Origin of the sequence: Methylibium sp. (assembly GCF_035762065.1) — a bacterium.
Lineage (GTDB): Bacteria > Pseudomonadota > Gammaproteobacteria > Burkholderiales > Burkholderiaceae_C > Methylibium.
Window position 1 is genome coordinate 19,779 of sequence record NZ_DASTPW010000055.1, and the last position, 15,965, is coordinate 35,743.

Sequence of the window (15,965 nt, forward strand, 5' to 3'; positions counted from 1 at the left end):
GGCTCAAGCCGTCCAGCGCGGCTTCGTCTTGCCGAGGAAGGCCTGCACGCCGTGGCGGCCGTCGTCCGAGGCGCGCGCGTCGGCGATGGATTCGGCGGTGCGCCCGATCAAGGCCTCGTCGATCGGCGCCTGGCCCACGTCGTCCAGCAGGCGCTTGCAGGCGGCGAGCGCCTCGGGGCTCGCGGCGAGGAAGTGATCGACGAAGCCCTGCACGACGGCATCCAGCCGCTCGGGCCTGGCCGTCTCGTGCACGAGGCCGATGCGCAGCGCCGTGGCCGCGTCGAAGCGCTCGGCGGTCAGCACGTAGCGCTGCGCCGCATGCCGGCCCATCGCGCGCACGACGTAGGGCGCGATCGTCGCGGGGACCAGGCCGAGCTTGACCTCGCTCAGGCAGAACCGCGCACCCTCGGCCGCGACCGCGATGTCGCAGGCCGCGAGCAGCCCCATGCCCCCGGCGTAGGCGTCGCCCTGGACGCGGGCGATCGTCGGCTTGCGGCAGGTGGCGACGCTGCGCAGCATCTCGGCGAGCGCGGCGGCGTCGGCGAGGTTCTCTTCGCGCGAGTAGCCGGCCATGCGGCGCATCCAGTTCAGGTCGGCGCCGGCGCAGAAGGCCGGGCCGTCGGCAGCCAGCACGACCACACGCACCGAGGGCTCGGTGTCGAGCGCGCGGAAGGTGCCGGCGAGCTCGACGATCAAGGCGTCGTCGAAGGCGTTGCGCAGCTCGGGCCGCGCGAGCGTCACGCGGGCGACGGGCCCGGCTGTCTCGACGCGAAGCAGGGTCGTCGTTGCCATCCGCGGGTGCTCCTCAGGCTTCGATGGCGCTGCGGCGCACGGCGCCAGCGGCGCGCGCCGGGCAAATCGCAGCCGGCAGCCGCGACGGATCCGGCTCTGCCGGCCCGTTCGGGGCGCCTCCTGGAGAGGGAGCGGCGAAGCCGCAATGGGGGTGGTGCATATCAATACCGCTTCGCGGCCTCGTCGAGCATCACTTCGGTCGCGCCGCCGCCGATGGCGAGGATGCGCGCGTCGCGCCAGAGCCGTTCGATCGCGGTGCCGCGCACGTACCCGCTGCCGCCGTGGAACTGCTGGCAGGCCTGCACGACCTCGCCCACGAGTTCGCCGGTCAGGGCCTTGAGCATCGAGACGTCCTGCACCACGTCGCGGCCCCGGGCCGCAAGCCAGGCGCAGTGGTAGAGGTAGGCGCGCGCGGCGCGGGTCTTCGCGTCGAGCATCGCGAGGCGCTGGCGGATCGCCTGCTTGTCCCACAGCGTCGCGCCGAAAGCCTGGCGCGCGCGGACCCAGTCGAGCGTCAGGCGCAGCGCCTGCTGCGCGTGGCCGATGGCCATCGCGCCGAGCGCGATGCGCTCGGTCTGGAAGTTCTGCATCACCGCGCGGAAGCCGTGGCCTTCCTCGCCCAGCAGGTTGGCCGCCGGGATGCGGCAGCCTTCGAAGGCGAGCTCGGCGGTGTCGGAGCACAACCAGCCGGTCTTCTCCAGCGCACGATCGACCTGGAAGCCCGGCGTGCCCTTCTCGACGATGAACATCGAGATCGCATGCCGCGCGGCCCCGGTGCGCGCGGCGACGAAATACAGATCGCCATGCACGCCGTTGGTGATGAAGAGCTTGCGGCCGTCGAGCACCCAGTGCTCGCCGTCGCGGCGGGCGGTGGTGCGCAGGCCGGCGACGTCGGAGCCGGCGCCCGGCTCGGTGATCGCGACCGCGGTGATCGTCTCGCCGCGCGTGATGCCGGGCATGTACCGGGCCCGCTGCGCCGGCGTGCCGGCGTGCTGCAAGTGCGGGCTCGCCATGTCGGTGTGCACGAGCACGGTGATGACGAAGCCGCCGTAGGTCGACTGGCTCAGCGCTTCGGCGAACACCAGGTTCGTCAGCGCATCGGCGCCTGCGCCGCCGTGCTCGCTCGCGTGCATCAGCCCGAGCAGGCCGGCCGCGCCCATCTTCCGCAGCACCTCGCGCGGCACCTTGCCCTCGCGCTCCCAGGCTTCGGCATGCGGCTCGACCTCGCGCGCGAGGAAGCGCGCGACCTGCTCGCGCAGCAGCTCGTGCTCGGGCGTGAGGTAGATCGACTCGGCGCCCATCACATGCGAAACACGCCGAAGCGCGGGCTCTCGGGGATCGGTGCGTTGAGGCTCGCGCTGATCGCGAGCGCGAGCACGCGCCGCGTGTCGGCCGGGTCGATCACGCCGTCGTCCCACAGGCGCGCGCTGGCGTAGTACGGATGCGCCTGGTGCGCGAACTGATCGAGGATGGGCTGTTTGAACGCCGCCTCCTGCTCGGCGCTCCACGTGCCGCCCCGGGCCTCGATGCCGTCGCGCCGCACGGTGGCGAGCACGCTCGCGGCCTGCTCGCCGCCCATCACGCCGATGCGGGCGTTCGGCCACATCCACAGGAAGCGCGGGCTGTAGGCGCGGCCGCACATGCCGTAGTTCCCGGCGCCGAAGCTGCCGCCGAGGATCACGGTGAACTTGGGCACCGTCGCGGTGGCCACGGCCGTCACCATCTTGGCGCCGTGCTTCGCGATGCCCTCGCTCTCGACCTTGCGGCCGACCATGAAGCCGGTGATGTTCTGCAGGAAGACGAGCGGCACGCGGCGCTGGCAGCACAGCTCGATGAAGTGCGCGCCCTTCATCGCCGAGTCGGAGAACAGGATGCCGTTGTTCGCGACGATGCCCACCGGCTGGCCCTCGATGTGCGCGAAGCCGGTCACCAGCGTCGGCCCGAAGCGGGCTTTGAACTCGTCGAAGTCGGAGCCGTCGACGATGCGCGCGATGACCTCGCGCACGTCGTAGGGCTTGCGGGTGTCAGTCGGGATCACGCCATGCAGCTCGGCCGGGTCGTACACCGGCGGCCGGCTCTCGCGCAGCGCGAGCGGCTGCGGCTTGCGCCGGTTCAGGTGGCCGACGATCTGCCGCGCGATCGCGAGCGCATGGCCGTCGTCGCGCGCGAGGTGGTCGGCCACGCCCGACAGCCGCGTGTGCACGTCGCCGCCGCCGAGGTCTTCGGCGCTCACCACCTCGCCGGTCGCGGCCTTCACCAGCGGCGGGCCGCCCAGGAAGATGGTGCCCTGCCTGGCGACGATCACCGTCTCGTCGCTCATCGCCGGCACGTAGGCGCCGCCGGCGGTGCACGAACCCATCACCACCGCGATCTGCGGGATGCCCTGCGCGGACATGTTGGCCTGGTTGAAGAAGATCCGGCCGAAGTGGTCGCGGTCGGGGAACACCTCGTCCTGGTTCGGCAGGTTGGCGCCGCCCGAGTCGACGAGGTAGACGCAGGGCAGGCGGTTCTGCTCGGCGATCTCCTGCGCACGCAGGTGCTTCTTCACCGTGAGGGGGTAGTAGGTGCCGCCCTTCACCGTCGCGTCGTTGCACACGACCATGCATTCGACGCCGGCGATGCGGCCGATGCCTGCGATCACGCCGGCCGAGGGCGCGGTGTCGCTGCCGTCGGCCTCGGTGTAGACGCCGAGCGCGGCGAGCGGCGCGATCTCGAGAAACGCCGAGCCGGGATCGAGCAGGCCTTCGACGCGGTCACGCGGCAGCAGCTTGCCGCGCGCGAGGTGCCTGGCGCGGGCCGACTCGCCGCCGCCTTGGGCGATCTTGGCGAGGCGAGCGTGCAGGTCGTCGACCATCGCGCGCATCGCGGCGGCGCTGGCCTTGAAGTCGTCGGTGCGGGCGTCGAGCTTGGTGGCCAGCGTGGGCATCGTGTCTCCGTGTCGGGACCGCTGAACGAACGCCGATGCGCAGCCGCTTGTGACGGCATGATCGGGCGCGGAATTCTAGGAGCCGCGCCCGGCCCGGCATCTGCGCGATGACCCGAAGGCGCGGCGGCCGACGACGCAAGAAGAAGGGTGCCGGCGGCACCCCTCGTTGCCCGAGTCTGCGCGTTTCAGTGCGGCACGGCCTCGACGGCGGAAGCCATCGGCGCGAGCGGCCACGGCCCGACTTCGAGCGCCGCGCCCGCGGCCTTGCGCCGCTCGATCTCCAGCTCGAGCAGCTGGTTCTCCAGGCACAGCCGCTGCGCCTGCAGCCGCAGCCGCTCGACGCGCACGCTCTCCTCGGCCATGCGCCCGGGCTCGCACGAAGCGCAGTGCGCGAGTTCGGCCTCGTAGACCGTGCCGTCGGTCGGCACCGTGATCTGGCGGCCGTCGCGCACGTCCTTGCCGTCCTTCAGCAGATCCTTCAGCAGCGCGAGCAGCTGCTTGCGCAGCGCCTCGGGCAGGCCGGCGGTGTCGGCCACGTCGCGCCAGGGTCCGGCGTCGCCGAGGCGCCATTCGGTCGACACGATGCGCGAATGCGCCTCGTAGACCTCGTTGACCCGGCGCACGTAGTAGGTGACCGCGTAGCAGTGGTTGTGGTTGCTCAGCTCGCGTGCGGTGGTGTTGAGGTGCTCCTGTTCCTCGAAGCTGCTGACGACGAGCGAGCGCTCCGCCTCCATCGCCTGCGACGCGGTGATCGCGAGCTGCGAGAACTGCTCGGACGCGGTGCGCACCGAGCCGCCGCTCGCGACGGTGGTTTCCGACTCGACGCCGGACTCGCCCTTGACCGTCGGCGCGCCGAGGAAGCCGGCCAGCCCGCCGCCGGCCGCGATGGAGGTGTCCGCATGCGCGCGGATCTCGACGAGCGTGTCCATGTAGGCCGAGCTCGCCGTCGAGCGGCGGCTTTGCGACAGCGCCGACAGCGTCTGGCGCATCGAGGTGTGCACCGACACGCGCTGCGTCTCGGCGCGCGTGCGGCGGAAGCGGTCGTACTCGTAGAGCTTGACCTTCTCGCCGGGCAGCAGCGTCGTCGTGTAGAGCAGCGGCCCCTGCTGGCGGCCGACGAGTCTCAGGCAGTGCTCGTAGCTCACGCGCAGGCGCAGGCGCTGGCGATCGTTGGCGGCGGTGTTGGCCGCCGGGACGGCGCTGCCGCCGTCGAAGATGCGCGCCTCGTAGAAGACCATGCAGCGGTCGAAGGCCAGCCAGGGCACCGGCGCCGGGCCGCGGCATGCGGCGGGCGTCTCTTGCTCGCACCGGCCGCCGCAGCCGCCGCAGGCGGCGTCGTCGCATGCGCAGCCGGTCTTGCAGGCTTCGAGCAGCGTGCGCTCGACATTGACGCGGCCGTAGCCGACCTCTTCATGCCAGGTGCCGCTGGGCTTGCCGGCGACGCTGGCATACGGGTAGAGCGCCGGCGAGATCTTGTCGCAGCTGCGCTCGATCAGGCTGCGCGCTTCGACGGCGTCCATCGAAGGCCGCAGCGACAGCAGCAGTGCGCCCAGTCCCGCGACCAGCGGCGTGGCCGACGAAGTGCCGTTGAAGCGCGTGGTGTAGTCGTCGGCGGTGTAGCCGGCGGCGCCGAGCCGGTCGGTCGCGACGATCTCGAGGCAAGGCGCGACCACGTCGACGTCCGGCCCGAAGCTCGCGCCCCAGAACGGCTCGAGCGAAGCGTCGCCGGAGCGCTTGCGCTCGTCGGCGCGGTTGCTGCCGCCGACGCACAGCGTGCGCGCGTCGCTGCCCGGAAAGCGCGAGAGGTTCCAGTCCTCGTTGCCGGAGGCGGCCACCAGCAGCAGCCCGCGGTCGTGCGCGTACTGCAGCGCGTCGCGGATCAGGTCGAAGTCCCAGGCGTTCCAGAAGTCGTAGACGCCGAAGCTCATGCTGACGACGCGGGCGCCCTGGTCCGCGGCGAAGTACAGGCCCTCGGCGATGTCGGCGTCGGCCCAGGTGCTGGTGGCGATCGCCATCACGCGCACGCCGGGCGCGACGCCGGCACCGCCGAGCCCGTTGTCCATGCGCGCGCCGATGATCCCGGCGCAGGGCGTGCCGTGGTCGCCGACCGGGCCGCCGTCGGGCAGGTCGCTCGAGGCGTTCCACGACATCGGATGCAGCAGCAAGTCGGGATGGCCCAGCTCGACGCCTTGGTCGATCACCGCGACCGTCACCTCGGGCGAGCCGCGCGCGATCTGCCAGCCGCGCGGCACGCCGATGCGCTGCAGGCCCCACTGCTGCGCGAACAGCGGATCGTCGGGCTCGTAGGCCGAGATCGGCGGGCGGCAGCTCAGCTCGCCCTGGGGGCTCGCCCGACCGCCACCGTGTTGGCCGCCACCCGGGTGCGCCGGTTGCGCATGCGCGTGCGCGGCCGGCGACAGCAAGGGAATCGTCTCGTAGCGCACCGCGCCCGCCGCGGCGCCGGCCGCGAGGTTCAGCGCCTGCAAGGCCGGCGCGGCGAGTTGCGGCGCGGTGCGCCCGGCCGTGAAGCTGGCCGCGTCGACCTGCACCGTGACCCAGCCGCGCAGCCGCTGCGCGCCGCTCGCGCCGCTGGCGCCGACCGACAAGCCCGGCGCGAGCGCGGCCGCACCGCCGGCCTGGTCGATCGCCGCTTCGCGCAGGTAGAAGCGCGTCGGATTGACGGTGAACAGCGCGTGCGCCGCCACGTCGTCGGCCAGCCGGGCTTGGCTGCGCGCGGCCGCCGGGCGCAGCGCCGGCATCACCCACTCGACGGCCTCGCTGCGTTCGAGCCGGGCGATCGCCTCCAGCGCGATCGAGGCGCCGTCCTTCGCATGCACCCATGACAGGCCTTCGGTCTGGTTGGCCTGCACGAGCGGCGCGCGATCGGGCGAGCCGATGCGCAGCAGCTGCACGCCGGCCGCATCGAGCAGCTTGTGCCTGGTCTCGGCTGCGATGCCGTCGCGCCATCGGATCGCGAGGATCGACGGATCGGCGCGGCTCGTGCCCGCGGAAGGATGTTCGAAGGTGAGCGCCGCAGCGTCGCTCTTGCTCGTCGTGGCCATGTCGCTGATCTCCCTGAGTGTTCAGATTGCCGGGCCCGCGAACCGGGCTTTGGCGTGGTCACTCTAGAAGTTCGGCGCTGCGCGCGCGCCCCTAGCCTTGCGCGGTATGAACCCTCTCGACGAAGGAGGAACTCGAGCGAAGGAAGGAGCCGCTGCGGCGTTCGCGCAGCGGCTCAGAACGGCCCGCTCGCGAGCCAGCGCTCGATCTGCGGCTTGCGGTCGTTGCCCCAGAAGAGCTCGCCGTCGATCTGGAACGCGGGCGCGCCGAAGATGCCGGCGGCGATCGCCGCCTCGTTCGCCTGCTTGAGACGCAGCTTCCATACGGGTTCGTTCCAGACGGCCTCGCAGGCTTCGGCGTCGAGCCCGGCCTCGGTGCAGAGCGCCTTCAACGAAGCGGTGTCGTCGAGCGCGATGTCACGCGCGAACATGGCGCGCAAGCCGGCGTGCGCCCAGGCGGCGGCGCGTGCTTCGTCCTCGGCCGCGAGCCACCAGAACACGCGCGCGGCGTTCTGCGTCGCGAGCGGGAACTTCGACGGCGGCCGGTAGGGCACGCCCTCGAAGCGCGCCGAGCGCGCGAAGTCGGCGTAGGAGTACTCGCGCTTCAGCGGGTAGGCGATCGGCGGCTTCAGCTCGGCGGCCTGCATCGTCGCGCCGAGCAGGAAGGCGTGCCAGCGCACGCGCCGCCCGTGCCGCGCGGCCACCGCCTCGATCCACTCGCTCGCGATGTACGAGTACGGCGACGAGAAGTCGAACCAGAACTCGATCGGCGGCTTGGTGTTCATCGCGCGAAGCCGGGCCGCATCACTTGTAGAGCACCTGCGGCAGCCACAGGCCGATTTCAGGGAACACGTACAGCAGCACGATCGCGACGATCTGGATGCCCATGAAGGGCAGCATGCCCGCGAAGATCTGGTTCAGCGTCACGTGCCGCGGTGCCACGCCCTTCAGATAGAACGCGCTCATCGCGACGGGCGGGCTCAGGAAGGCCGTCTGCAGGTTGAGCGCGACCAGCAGCCCGAAGAACAGCGGATCGACGCCGAAGTTGTCGAGCAGCGGGATGAAGATCGGCATGAAGATCACGATGATCTCGGTCCACTCGAGCGGCCAGCCGAGGATGAAGATGATCACCTGGCTGAGGATCAAGAACTCGGTCTTGGTGAGGTTCATGCCGAGCACCCAGCGCTCGACCAGTTCCTGCCCGCCCAGCAGCGCGAAAGCCGCCGAGAAGATCGCCGAGCCGACGAACAGCCAGCACACCATCGCGCTCGTCTTCGCGGTGAGGAAGACGCTCTCCTTGACGATGCCGAAGTTCAGCTGCTTGTAGGCCGCGGCGAGCACGAAGCCGCCGAAGGCACCCACCGCCGCCGCCTCGGTGGGCGTGGCGAGGCCGAAGACGATGGAGCCGAGCACCGCGAGGATCAGGATCAGCAGGGGGAAGAAGCTGGCGAGCAGCATCTTGAAGATCTCGAAGCGCGCGAAGCTGAGCAGCGCATAGAAGCCGAGCAGCGCGACGAGGCCGACGCCGGTGCCGATCCACCAGCCGCGCGGGGCTTCGCCCGGCTTAGCGGCCGGCGCGTTGCCGGCACCGGCCGAGGGTGCGCCGGCGCCGGGCGGCTCGGCCAGACCGCCGCCGGACGGCGCCGCGCTCGAAGTGCCTGACGATCCCGGCGGCTCGGCCAGACCGCCGGTGGCTGGCGCCGCTGCCCCCGGCGGCTCCTTCAAGCCATCGGCACTCGGCGGCTCCTGCAGGCCCCCGGCCGACGGGGGCTCCTGCAGACCGCCGCGCTCGGCCGGCGCGGCCGCGCCGATCGGCTGCAGCGCGGGCGGCGCGGCCGTGGCCGTCGCCCCACCGGGATAGCTCATCCACGCGACCGCCGCGAACAGCAGCGCCGGCAGCAGCATCAGCCCGAGCTGGCCGAGCAGGTAGCCGCTGGACACCCCCGCGTTGCTGCGTCCCTTCAGCGCGCCGAGCACCGCCGGCAGCGCGCGCTTCGCATGCGTCGCGCCCACGTCGAGCAGCGGCTTGGGCAGCGGCACGAAGCGTTGCTCGGCGGTCAGCGGCGGCATCAGCGCCGGCTTCAGCTTCGCGAGCACGATCACGTAGACGATGTAGAGCCCGGCGAGCATCAGCCCGGGGAAGAAGGCGCCCGCGTAGAGCTTGACCACCGAGACGCCCGCGGTCGCGCCGTAGACGATCAGCAGTACCGACGGCGGGATCAGGATGCCCAGGCAGCCGCCGGCGGTGATCGCGCCCGACGAGACGCGCACGTCGTAGCCGCCGCGCAGCATCTGCGGCAGCGCGAGCAGCCCCATCAGCGTGACCACCGCGCCGACGATGCCGGTGGCGGTGGCGAACACGGCGCAGGTGACTAGCGTCGCGACCGCGAGCGAGCCCGGCACGCGCGCGAGCGAAAGATGGAGGCTCTTGAACAGCTTCTCGATCAGGTTCGCGCGCTCGACCAGGTAGCCCATGAAGACGAACAGCGGGATCGAGATCAGCACATCGTTGGCCATCACCGAGAACGCACGCTGCACCATCAGGTCGAGCGTCTGCGTCACCGCGCCGCCGACGCTCTGCCCGCCCGAGTGGTAGGCGAAGAACGCGAACAGCATGCCCATGCCCATCAGCGTGAACGCGGTGGGGAAGCCCAGCATGATCGCGACGACCACCAGCGAGAGCATCAGCAGACCGTAGTGGCCGTTGGTCATCACCGGCACCGAGACGACCATGCCGAGCACGGCCGCGACGATCAGCCCCATCAACGTGAAGCCGAACCACAATTCCTTGCGCAGCGCGATCACTTGGTGCCTTCCTTGCTGACGACCAGGCGGTCGAGCGCTTCGATGTCGGCGTCCTTCACGTGGACCATCTCCTTGAGCTTGTCCACGTCCACCTCCTCCACGTCGCCCTCGCGCGCCGGCCACGCGCCCGCGCGCAGGCAGATCACGCAGCGCGCGATCTCCACCAGCCCCTGCAACAGCAGGATCGCGCCGGCGAAGGGGATCACGAACTTGAACGGGTAGACCGGGATCGGGTCGGCGTTGAAGGTCTGCTCGCGGATCGCGAGCGACTCGTTCGCGTAGGTCCAGCCGGCCCAGGTGAGTGCGACGATGCCGGGCAGGAAGAACACGATGTACAGCGCCAGGTCGATCGCGGCCTGCGTGCGCGGCCTGAAGAAGCCGTAGAGCACGTCGCCGCGCACATGGCCCGACTTGGAAAGCGTGTACGCGCCGGCCGTCATGAACAGCGTGCCGTACAGCATGATCTGCGCATCGAGCACCCAGGCGTGCGGCTTGTTCAGCGCATAGCGGGAGAACACCTCCCAGGTGATCAGCAGCGTGAGGCCGACCACCGTCCACGCGCACGCCTTGCCGATCCAGGTGGAGAAACGGTCCACCGCCAGCAGCCAGTTCTGCATCGCTCCTCCCTCAACGAAGAGGGCGCCTCGCGGCGCCCTGCTCCTCACAACACCCCGGTCATTCGCACTGTCGCCGCCCACCAGGCAGCTGCCGCGGACCCGGCTTCGCCGGGCCGCTGACGCCACGGGGCGGTCAGCTCTTGCGGAAGTAGTGGTTCCAGGCCATCTTGAAGTCGACCAGGTAGTCGTTCTGCCACTGGCCGGCGCGCTGCGCGAAGGCCTTCTGCGAATCGAGCACCTTCTTGAAGAGCGGGTTCTCGCCCGACTTCTTCGCGACCGTCTTGTCCCAGGCCTCGAGCTGCGCGCGCAGCACCGCGTCGGGCGTCTTGTAGAAGGAGACGCCGGCCTTCTTGAGCTCGGCGTAGTCCTTCGAGTTGCGGTCGATCGCCTTCCAGCTCATGTCGGCGCTGGCCGCCTGCACCGCGTAGTCGATGATCTTCTTCAGCTCGGGCGCGAGCGCGTTGTACTTGCCCTTGTTGAACAGGATCTCGAACTGCTCGGTGCTCTGGTGGAAGCTCTGCAGCATGCAGTTCTTGACCACGTCGGGGAAGCCGAGCAGCTTGTCGGAGCTGGCGTTGTTGAACTCGGCGCCGTCGATCAACCCGCGGTCGAGCGCAGGCACGATCTCCCCGCCGGGCAGCGGGTTCACCGCGGCGCCCATCTCGGTGTAGATGTCCACGGCCAGGCCGACGGTGCGGAACTTCTGGCCCTTCAGGTCGTCGGTCTTGGCGATCGGCTTCTTGAACCAGCCGAAGGGCTGCGTGGGCATCGGGCCGTAGAGGAACGACACCACGTCGAAGCTCAGCGACTTGTAGATCTCCTCGAGCAGCTGCTCGCCGCCGCCGTAGTTGTGCCAGGCCAGCAGCATGTTCGGATCCATGCCGTAGCCCGGGCCCGAGCCCCACAGCGCGAGCGCCGAGTTCTTGCCGTAGTGGTAGGCCACGACGCCGTGGCCGCCGTCGAGCGTGCCCTTGTTGACCGCCTCGAGCAGCTGGAAGGCCGGCACCACTGAACCCGCCGGCAGCACCTCGATCTTCAGGCGGCTGCCCGCCATGTCGTTCACCTTCTTGGCGAAGTCGTTCGCGTACTCGTGGAAGATGTCCTTCGCCGGCCAGGTGCTCTGGAACCGCAGCGAAGTCGTCTGCGCCACCGAGACCATCGGCGCGGCCATCGCGGTGGCGCCGACCGCGCCGGCCGAGGCGGTCTTCAGAAAGCGGCGGCGCTGCTGAGCCGTCTTGAGGGCCTTGGGTGTCTTCGCGGTCATGCCTGTCTCCTGTGAATGCTTGAAGGACTGCGCGTGCGTGCGTGGCCGCGCCTTGTTGCGAAATCTTAGGGAGACGGGTTCCGCGGTCAGGCTGTCGTAAACCCGGGGCGGTTCGGTCAGGCTCGGGTAAGCGCCGTGGGCATCGACGCCCGGCGCAGAGGGTTTGCGCGGAGCCGAGGACGCCTGCGCGACACCGCGCGCGCACCGTCAGGCCAGCGCCCGCGCGATGAGGATCTTCTGCACGTCGGACGTGCCTTCGTAGATCTGGCAGACGCGCACGTCGCGCCAGATCCGTTCGACCGGGAAGTCGCTGACGTAGCCGTAGCCGCCGTGCACCTGGATGGCTTCGCTGCAGACGCGCTCGGCCATCTCGCTCGCGAACAGCTTCGCCATGGCCGCTTCCTTCAGGCAGGGCCGGCCCGCGTCCTTCAGGCTCGCCGCGTGATGGATCAGCGAGCGCGCCGCTTCGATCTTCGTGGCCATCTCGGCCAGCCGGAACTGCAGCGCCTGGTGCTCGAAGATGGGCCGGCCGAAGGCGACGCGCTCCTTGCTGTAGGCGAGCGCGGCCTCGAACGCCGCGCGCGCCATGCCGACCGCCTGTGAGGCGATGCCGATGCGCCCGCCCTCCAGCCCCGACAGCGCGATCTTCAGGCCCTGCCCTTCCTCACCGAGCCGGTTCGCGGCGGGGACGCGCACGCCCTGGAAGACGACCTGCGCCGTGTCGCTCGCGTGCTGGCCGGCCTTGTCCTCGAGGCGGGCGACGGTGTAGCCCGGCGTGCCTGTCGGCACGACGAAGGCGCTGATGCCGCGCTTGCCCGCCGACTTGTCCGTCACGGCCATCACGATCGCGACGTCGCCGTGCTTGCCGCTGGTGATGAACTGCTTGACGCCGTCGAGCACGTAGTCGTCGCCCTCGCGCACGGCGGTCGTCCGCAGGCCGTCGGCCTGCGAGCCGACGTGCGGCTCGGTCAGGCAAAACGCGCCCAGCATCTCGCCGCGGGCCAGCGGCCTGAGCCAGCGCTCCTTCTGCGCATCGTCGCCCCACGCCAGCAGGATCGAGCAGACCGGGCAGTTGTTGACGCTGACGATCGTGCTGGTGGCGCCGTCGCCGGCGGCGATCTCCTCGAGGATCAGCGAAAGGCTCAGGTGGTCGAGCCCCGCGCCGCCCCAGGCCTCGGGCACCGCGACGCCGTAGCAGCCGAGCGCGGCGAGGCCCCGCAGCGCTTCGGCAGGGAAGTGATGGCTCTTGTCCCAGGCCGCGGCGTTCGGCGCGATCTCGGCGCGCACGTAGTCGCGCACCGCGTCCTGGATCGCATGGTGGTGTTCGCTCAGCAGCATCGCGAACTCGCGGCGCGCGTCACCACGCGATCGGCGAGCCGTCGTGGTTGAGGAAGCGGCCGTGCTCGCCGGGCGTGAGCGCGGCCAGCGTGCGGCGCAGGCTGCTCACGCTCTCCTCGACGCTCAGGTCGGCGCCCGCGCCGCCCATGTCGGTGCGCACCCAGCCGGGATGGAAGGCGACGCAGGTCGCGCGGCCGGCGTAGTCGATCGAAACGTCCTTCAGCACCGAATTCACCGCGGCCTTCGACGCGCGATAGAGCCAGCCGAAATTGGCGGCGCGCTCGCCAATGGAGCCCATGCGCGACGAGATCACCGCGAGCTTCGCGCCGGGCGCGAGCGCCTCGCGCAGCGACGGCAGCACGCGCATCGCGCCGAGCACGTTGGCATGCATCGTCGCGTCGAACACCGACTGCTCCGGCGGTTGCAGGCCGCGGCTGTCCTGGCCGTAGACGCCGGCGTTGTAGACCGCGACGTCGAAGCGGGCGCCGTCGATCGGCCAGGCGAGCCGCGCACAGGATGCGGCGTCGGTCACGTCGAGCGCCAGCGCCTCGGCCCCGAGCGCGCGCAGCCTGGCGAGGCCCGCCTCGTCGCGCGCGGTCGCGGTGACCCGCGCGCCTGCGGCGCGGTATTGCCGCACGAACTCGAAACCGATGCCGCGCGAAGCGCCGACGATGAGCACGTTCATGAAAGCTCCTTCGATCAAGCGCCGGGCCGGCTCGCCGCCGCGAGGCGCAAGGCCAGCGCGGCAAACAGCGCGCCGCCGATCGCCTGCAGCACGCGCGCCGCCCGCGCCGAGCCGAAGCGGCGCAGCCGGGTCGCGACCGCCACCACGCCCACGAGGAAGACCGCGCCCTGCGCGATCCCGATCAGGCCCAGCAAGACGAAGGCGAGCCCCTTGTTCGGCGCGTCGGCGGCGATGAACTGCGGCAGGAAGGCGAGGAAGAACAACGCGACCTTCGGGTTCAGCACATTGGTCAGCAGGCCGGCGCGGAAATCGGCCCACCCCGACCGCGGCGCGGCGGCTTCCGGCGCCGCCGCCGCGTCGCCGCCCGCCCACGCGCGGCGCAGCATGCCGATCGCAAGCCACAGCAGGTAGGCCGCGCCGATCCAGCGCAGCGTCTCGAAGGCCAGGGCGGAAACGGCGAGCAGCGCCGCGAGCCCGAGCGCCGCCGCCAAGGTGTGCACGAGACAGCCGGCGCTGATGCCGGCCGCCGCGGCAAGCCCGGCGCGCGCGCCGCCTTGCAGGGTGCGCGTCAGCGTCAACAGCAGGTCCGCACCGGGCGTCGCGTTGAGCACGAACACCGCGACGAAAAAGAGCGGCAGATCCTGCAGCCCCATGAAGGCAAGCTGGCTCATCGCTTCAAGCCACCCCGCCAAGGGAGCGGCCGAGCCGCGACGGCTCGGTCGACATCACGGCGCCGCGCGCACCAGCAACGCGGTGCGCGCGACCAGCGCCGGCTGCGGCGCGAAACGCGCCGTGTGCACGTCGCCGCTCAGCACCAGCACATGCCCGGCCTGGCGCTGGTTCCACGAGACCTCGTCGACGCGCCAGCGCAGCTCGGCCTCTTCCTCGGCGAACACCGGATGCTTGAACGCGAAGTTGACGTGCAGCACGAGCACCTCGGTGGGCCGCACGCTCTCGCGCGGGCGCGAGAAGTAGCTGGTCGCCAGGCTCAGCAGCATCGCGCTGGTGTGCTGGCCGCTGGCGATCACCTCGCGGAAGCTGAACTGCGCGGCGCGTTCGTCGTGCAGCGGGTTGGTGTCGCCGCAGGCGCGCGCGAAGGCGGCGATGTCGGCGCTGCGGTAGCGGTCGGTGCGGCGGAACTCGAGGCCGACGGACGCGGGCGTCGCCGGCCAGGCTTCGCGGCCCTCGGCCGGGGCGGAGCGGGTGGGAGCGTTCAAGCGGCGCTCAGACCAGTTCCACCGCCATCGCGGTCGCCTCGCCGCCGCCGATGCACAGCGCGGCGACGCCCTTCGTCCTGCCCAGCTTCCGGAGCGCGCCGAGCAGCGTGACGACGATGCGCGCGCCGCTTGCGCCGATCGGGTGGCCCAGCGCGCAGGCACCGCCGTGCACGTTGACGATGCCATGCGGCAGCTCGAACTCGTGCATCGCCGCCATCGTCACCGCGGCGAAGGCTTCGTTGATCTCCCAGAGATCGACCTCCTTCGCGGCCCAGCCCGTCTTCTTCAAGACCTTCTCGATCGCACCGACCGGCGCGGTGGTGAACCACTCGGGCGCGTTCGCATGCACGGCGTGCGCGCGGATGCGCGCGATCGGCCGCAGGCCGCGCTGCCCGGCGGTGGACTCGCGCATCAGCACCAGCGCCGCGGCGCCGTCGGAGATGCTCGACGAGGTGGCGGCGGTGATCGCACCATCCTTCGTGAACGCGGCCTTCAGGCCGGGGATCTTGTCCGGCTTGGCCTTGAAGGGCTGCTCGTCCTTCGCGATCGTCAGCTCGCCGGTCTTGCCGGACAGCACGACCGGAGCCATCTCCCAGTCGAAGCTGCCGTCGCGGTTGGCCGCGATCGCGCGCTCGGTCGAGGCGATCGCGAAGGCGTCCATCGCCTCGCGGGTGAAGCCGTACTTGCCGACGCACTGCTCGGCGAACACGCCCATCGCCTTGCCACCCCCGTTGGGCAACTTTTCGTAGGCATCTTCGAGGCCATCCAGCGCCATGTGGTCGTACAGCGGCGTCGAGCCGTACTTCACGCCCTTGCGCGCGAAGCCGAGGTGCGGCGCGTTGGTCATGCTCTCCATGCCGCCGGCGACGATGGCGTTCGCGCTTCCGGCCGTGAGCATGTCGGCGCCGAACATCATCGCGCGCATCCCCGAGCCGCACATCTTGCTGAGGGTGACGGCGCCGGTCGAATCGGGCAGGCCGGCGCGGCGCATCGCCTGGCGTGCCGGCGCCTGGCCCTGGCCGGCCATCAGGCAGTTGCCGAACAGCACCTCGTCGATCGCGTCGCCCGGCACGCCGGCGCGCTCGACCGCCGCCTTGATCGCGACCGCGCCCAGCTCCCAGGCCGCGAGCGCCGCGAAGTCGCCGAGCAGGCCGCCGATCGGCGTGCGCGCGGCGGAGACGATGACGATGGGGTCGCGGGTCGACATGGCGGACTCCTTGACTTAAACAAGCGGATCGATCCGTGAACGGCACCGATCCCAC

13 protein-coding genes are annotated in these 15,965 nt (G+C 71.0%); all 13 read right to left on the reverse strand.

Annotated features, from left to right (window positions below; all coding sequences use genetic code 11):
- Positions 1-3 precede the first annotated feature (3 nt).
- Positions 4-792 carry an enoyl-CoA hydratase/isomerase family protein gene (locus VFR90_RS16910; RefSeq protein WP_326407335.1) on the reverse strand — a complete coding sequence of 263 codons (789 nt, stop codon included), beginning with the start codon at positions 790-792 and terminating at the stop codon, positions 4-6.
- Between the two features lie 161 nt (positions 793-953).
- Positions 954-2,093, reverse strand: coding sequence for an acyl-CoA dehydrogenase family protein (locus VFR90_RS16915; protein WP_326407336.1), 1,140 nt, complete (start codon positions 2,091-2,093; stop codon positions 954-956).
- A complete protein-coding gene (locus tag VFR90_RS16920) occupies positions 2,093-3,718 on the reverse strand; it encodes a carboxyl transferase domain-containing protein (protein WP_326407337.1) in 1,626 nt (541 codons plus the stop codon). Before VFR90_RS16920 ends, VFR90_RS16915 begins: the two co-directional genes overlap by 1 nt.
- 185 nt (positions 3,719-3,903) lie before the next feature.
- Positions 3,904-6,780, reverse strand: a complete 2,877-nt coding sequence (locus VFR90_RS16925) for a S8 family serine peptidase (protein ID WP_326407338.1) — start codon at positions 6,778-6,780, stop codon at positions 3,904-3,906.
- Positions 6,781-6,953: 173 nt separating this feature from the next.
- Positions 6,954-7,562 carry a 2-hydroxychromene-2-carboxylate isomerase gene (locus tag VFR90_RS16930; protein WP_326407339.1) on the reverse strand — a complete coding sequence of 203 codons (609 nt, stop codon included), beginning with the start codon at positions 7,560-7,562 and terminating at the stop codon, positions 6,954-6,956.
- Between the two features lie 19 nt (positions 7,563-7,581).
- On the reverse strand, positions 7,582-9,579 hold the full coding sequence (locus tag VFR90_RS16935; RefSeq protein ID WP_326407475.1) for a TRAP transporter large permease: 1,998 nt from the start codon (positions 9,577-9,579) through the stop codon (positions 7,582-7,584).
- Entirely contained in the window at positions 9,579-10,199 is a 621-nt protein-coding gene (locus tag VFR90_RS16940) for a TRAP transporter small permease subunit (RefSeq protein ID WP_326407340.1), read from the reverse strand. The genes VFR90_RS16935 and VFR90_RS16940 overlap by 1 nt, the downstream gene beginning before the upstream one ends.
- A gap of 133 nt (positions 10,200-10,332) precedes the next feature.
- Positions 10,333-11,463, reverse strand: a complete 1,131-nt coding sequence (locus tag VFR90_RS16945) for a TRAP transporter substrate-binding protein (RefSeq protein ID WP_326407341.1) — start codon at positions 11,461-11,463, stop codon at positions 10,333-10,335.
- 207 nt (positions 11,464-11,670) lie between these two features.
- The gene (locus VFR90_RS16950) at positions 11,671-12,801 is read right to left on the reverse strand and encodes an acyl-CoA dehydrogenase family protein (RefSeq protein WP_326407342.1); all 1,131 of its coding nucleotides are present in this window, start codon (positions 12,799-12,801) and stop codon (positions 11,671-11,673) included.
- A gap of 19 nt (positions 12,802-12,820) precedes the next feature.
- Positions 12,821-13,486: an SDR family oxidoreductase gene (locus VFR90_RS16955; RefSeq protein ID WP_326407343.1), complete on the reverse strand. Its 666-nt coding sequence runs from the start codon at positions 13,484-13,486 to the stop codon at positions 12,821-12,823.
- 14 nt (positions 13,487-13,500) lie between these two features.
- Positions 13,501-14,157, reverse strand: coding sequence for a LysE family translocator (locus VFR90_RS16960; RefSeq protein ID WP_326407344.1), 657 nt, complete (start codon positions 14,155-14,157; stop codon positions 13,501-13,503).
- Positions 14,158-14,211: 54 nt separating this feature from the next.
- Positions 14,212-14,703 (reverse strand): MaoC/PaaZ C-terminal domain-containing protein, encoded by a 492-nt coding sequence (locus VFR90_RS16965; protein WP_326407345.1) that lies wholly within the window; start codon positions 14,701-14,703, stop codon positions 14,212-14,214.
- A 7-nt stretch (positions 14,704-14,710) separates the two neighbouring features.
- Positions 14,711-15,910 (reverse strand): acetyl-CoA C-acyltransferase, encoded by a 1,200-nt coding sequence (locus VFR90_RS16970; protein WP_326407346.1) that lies wholly within the window; start codon positions 15,908-15,910, stop codon positions 14,711-14,713.
- Positions 15,911-15,965: the final 55 nt, after the last annotated feature.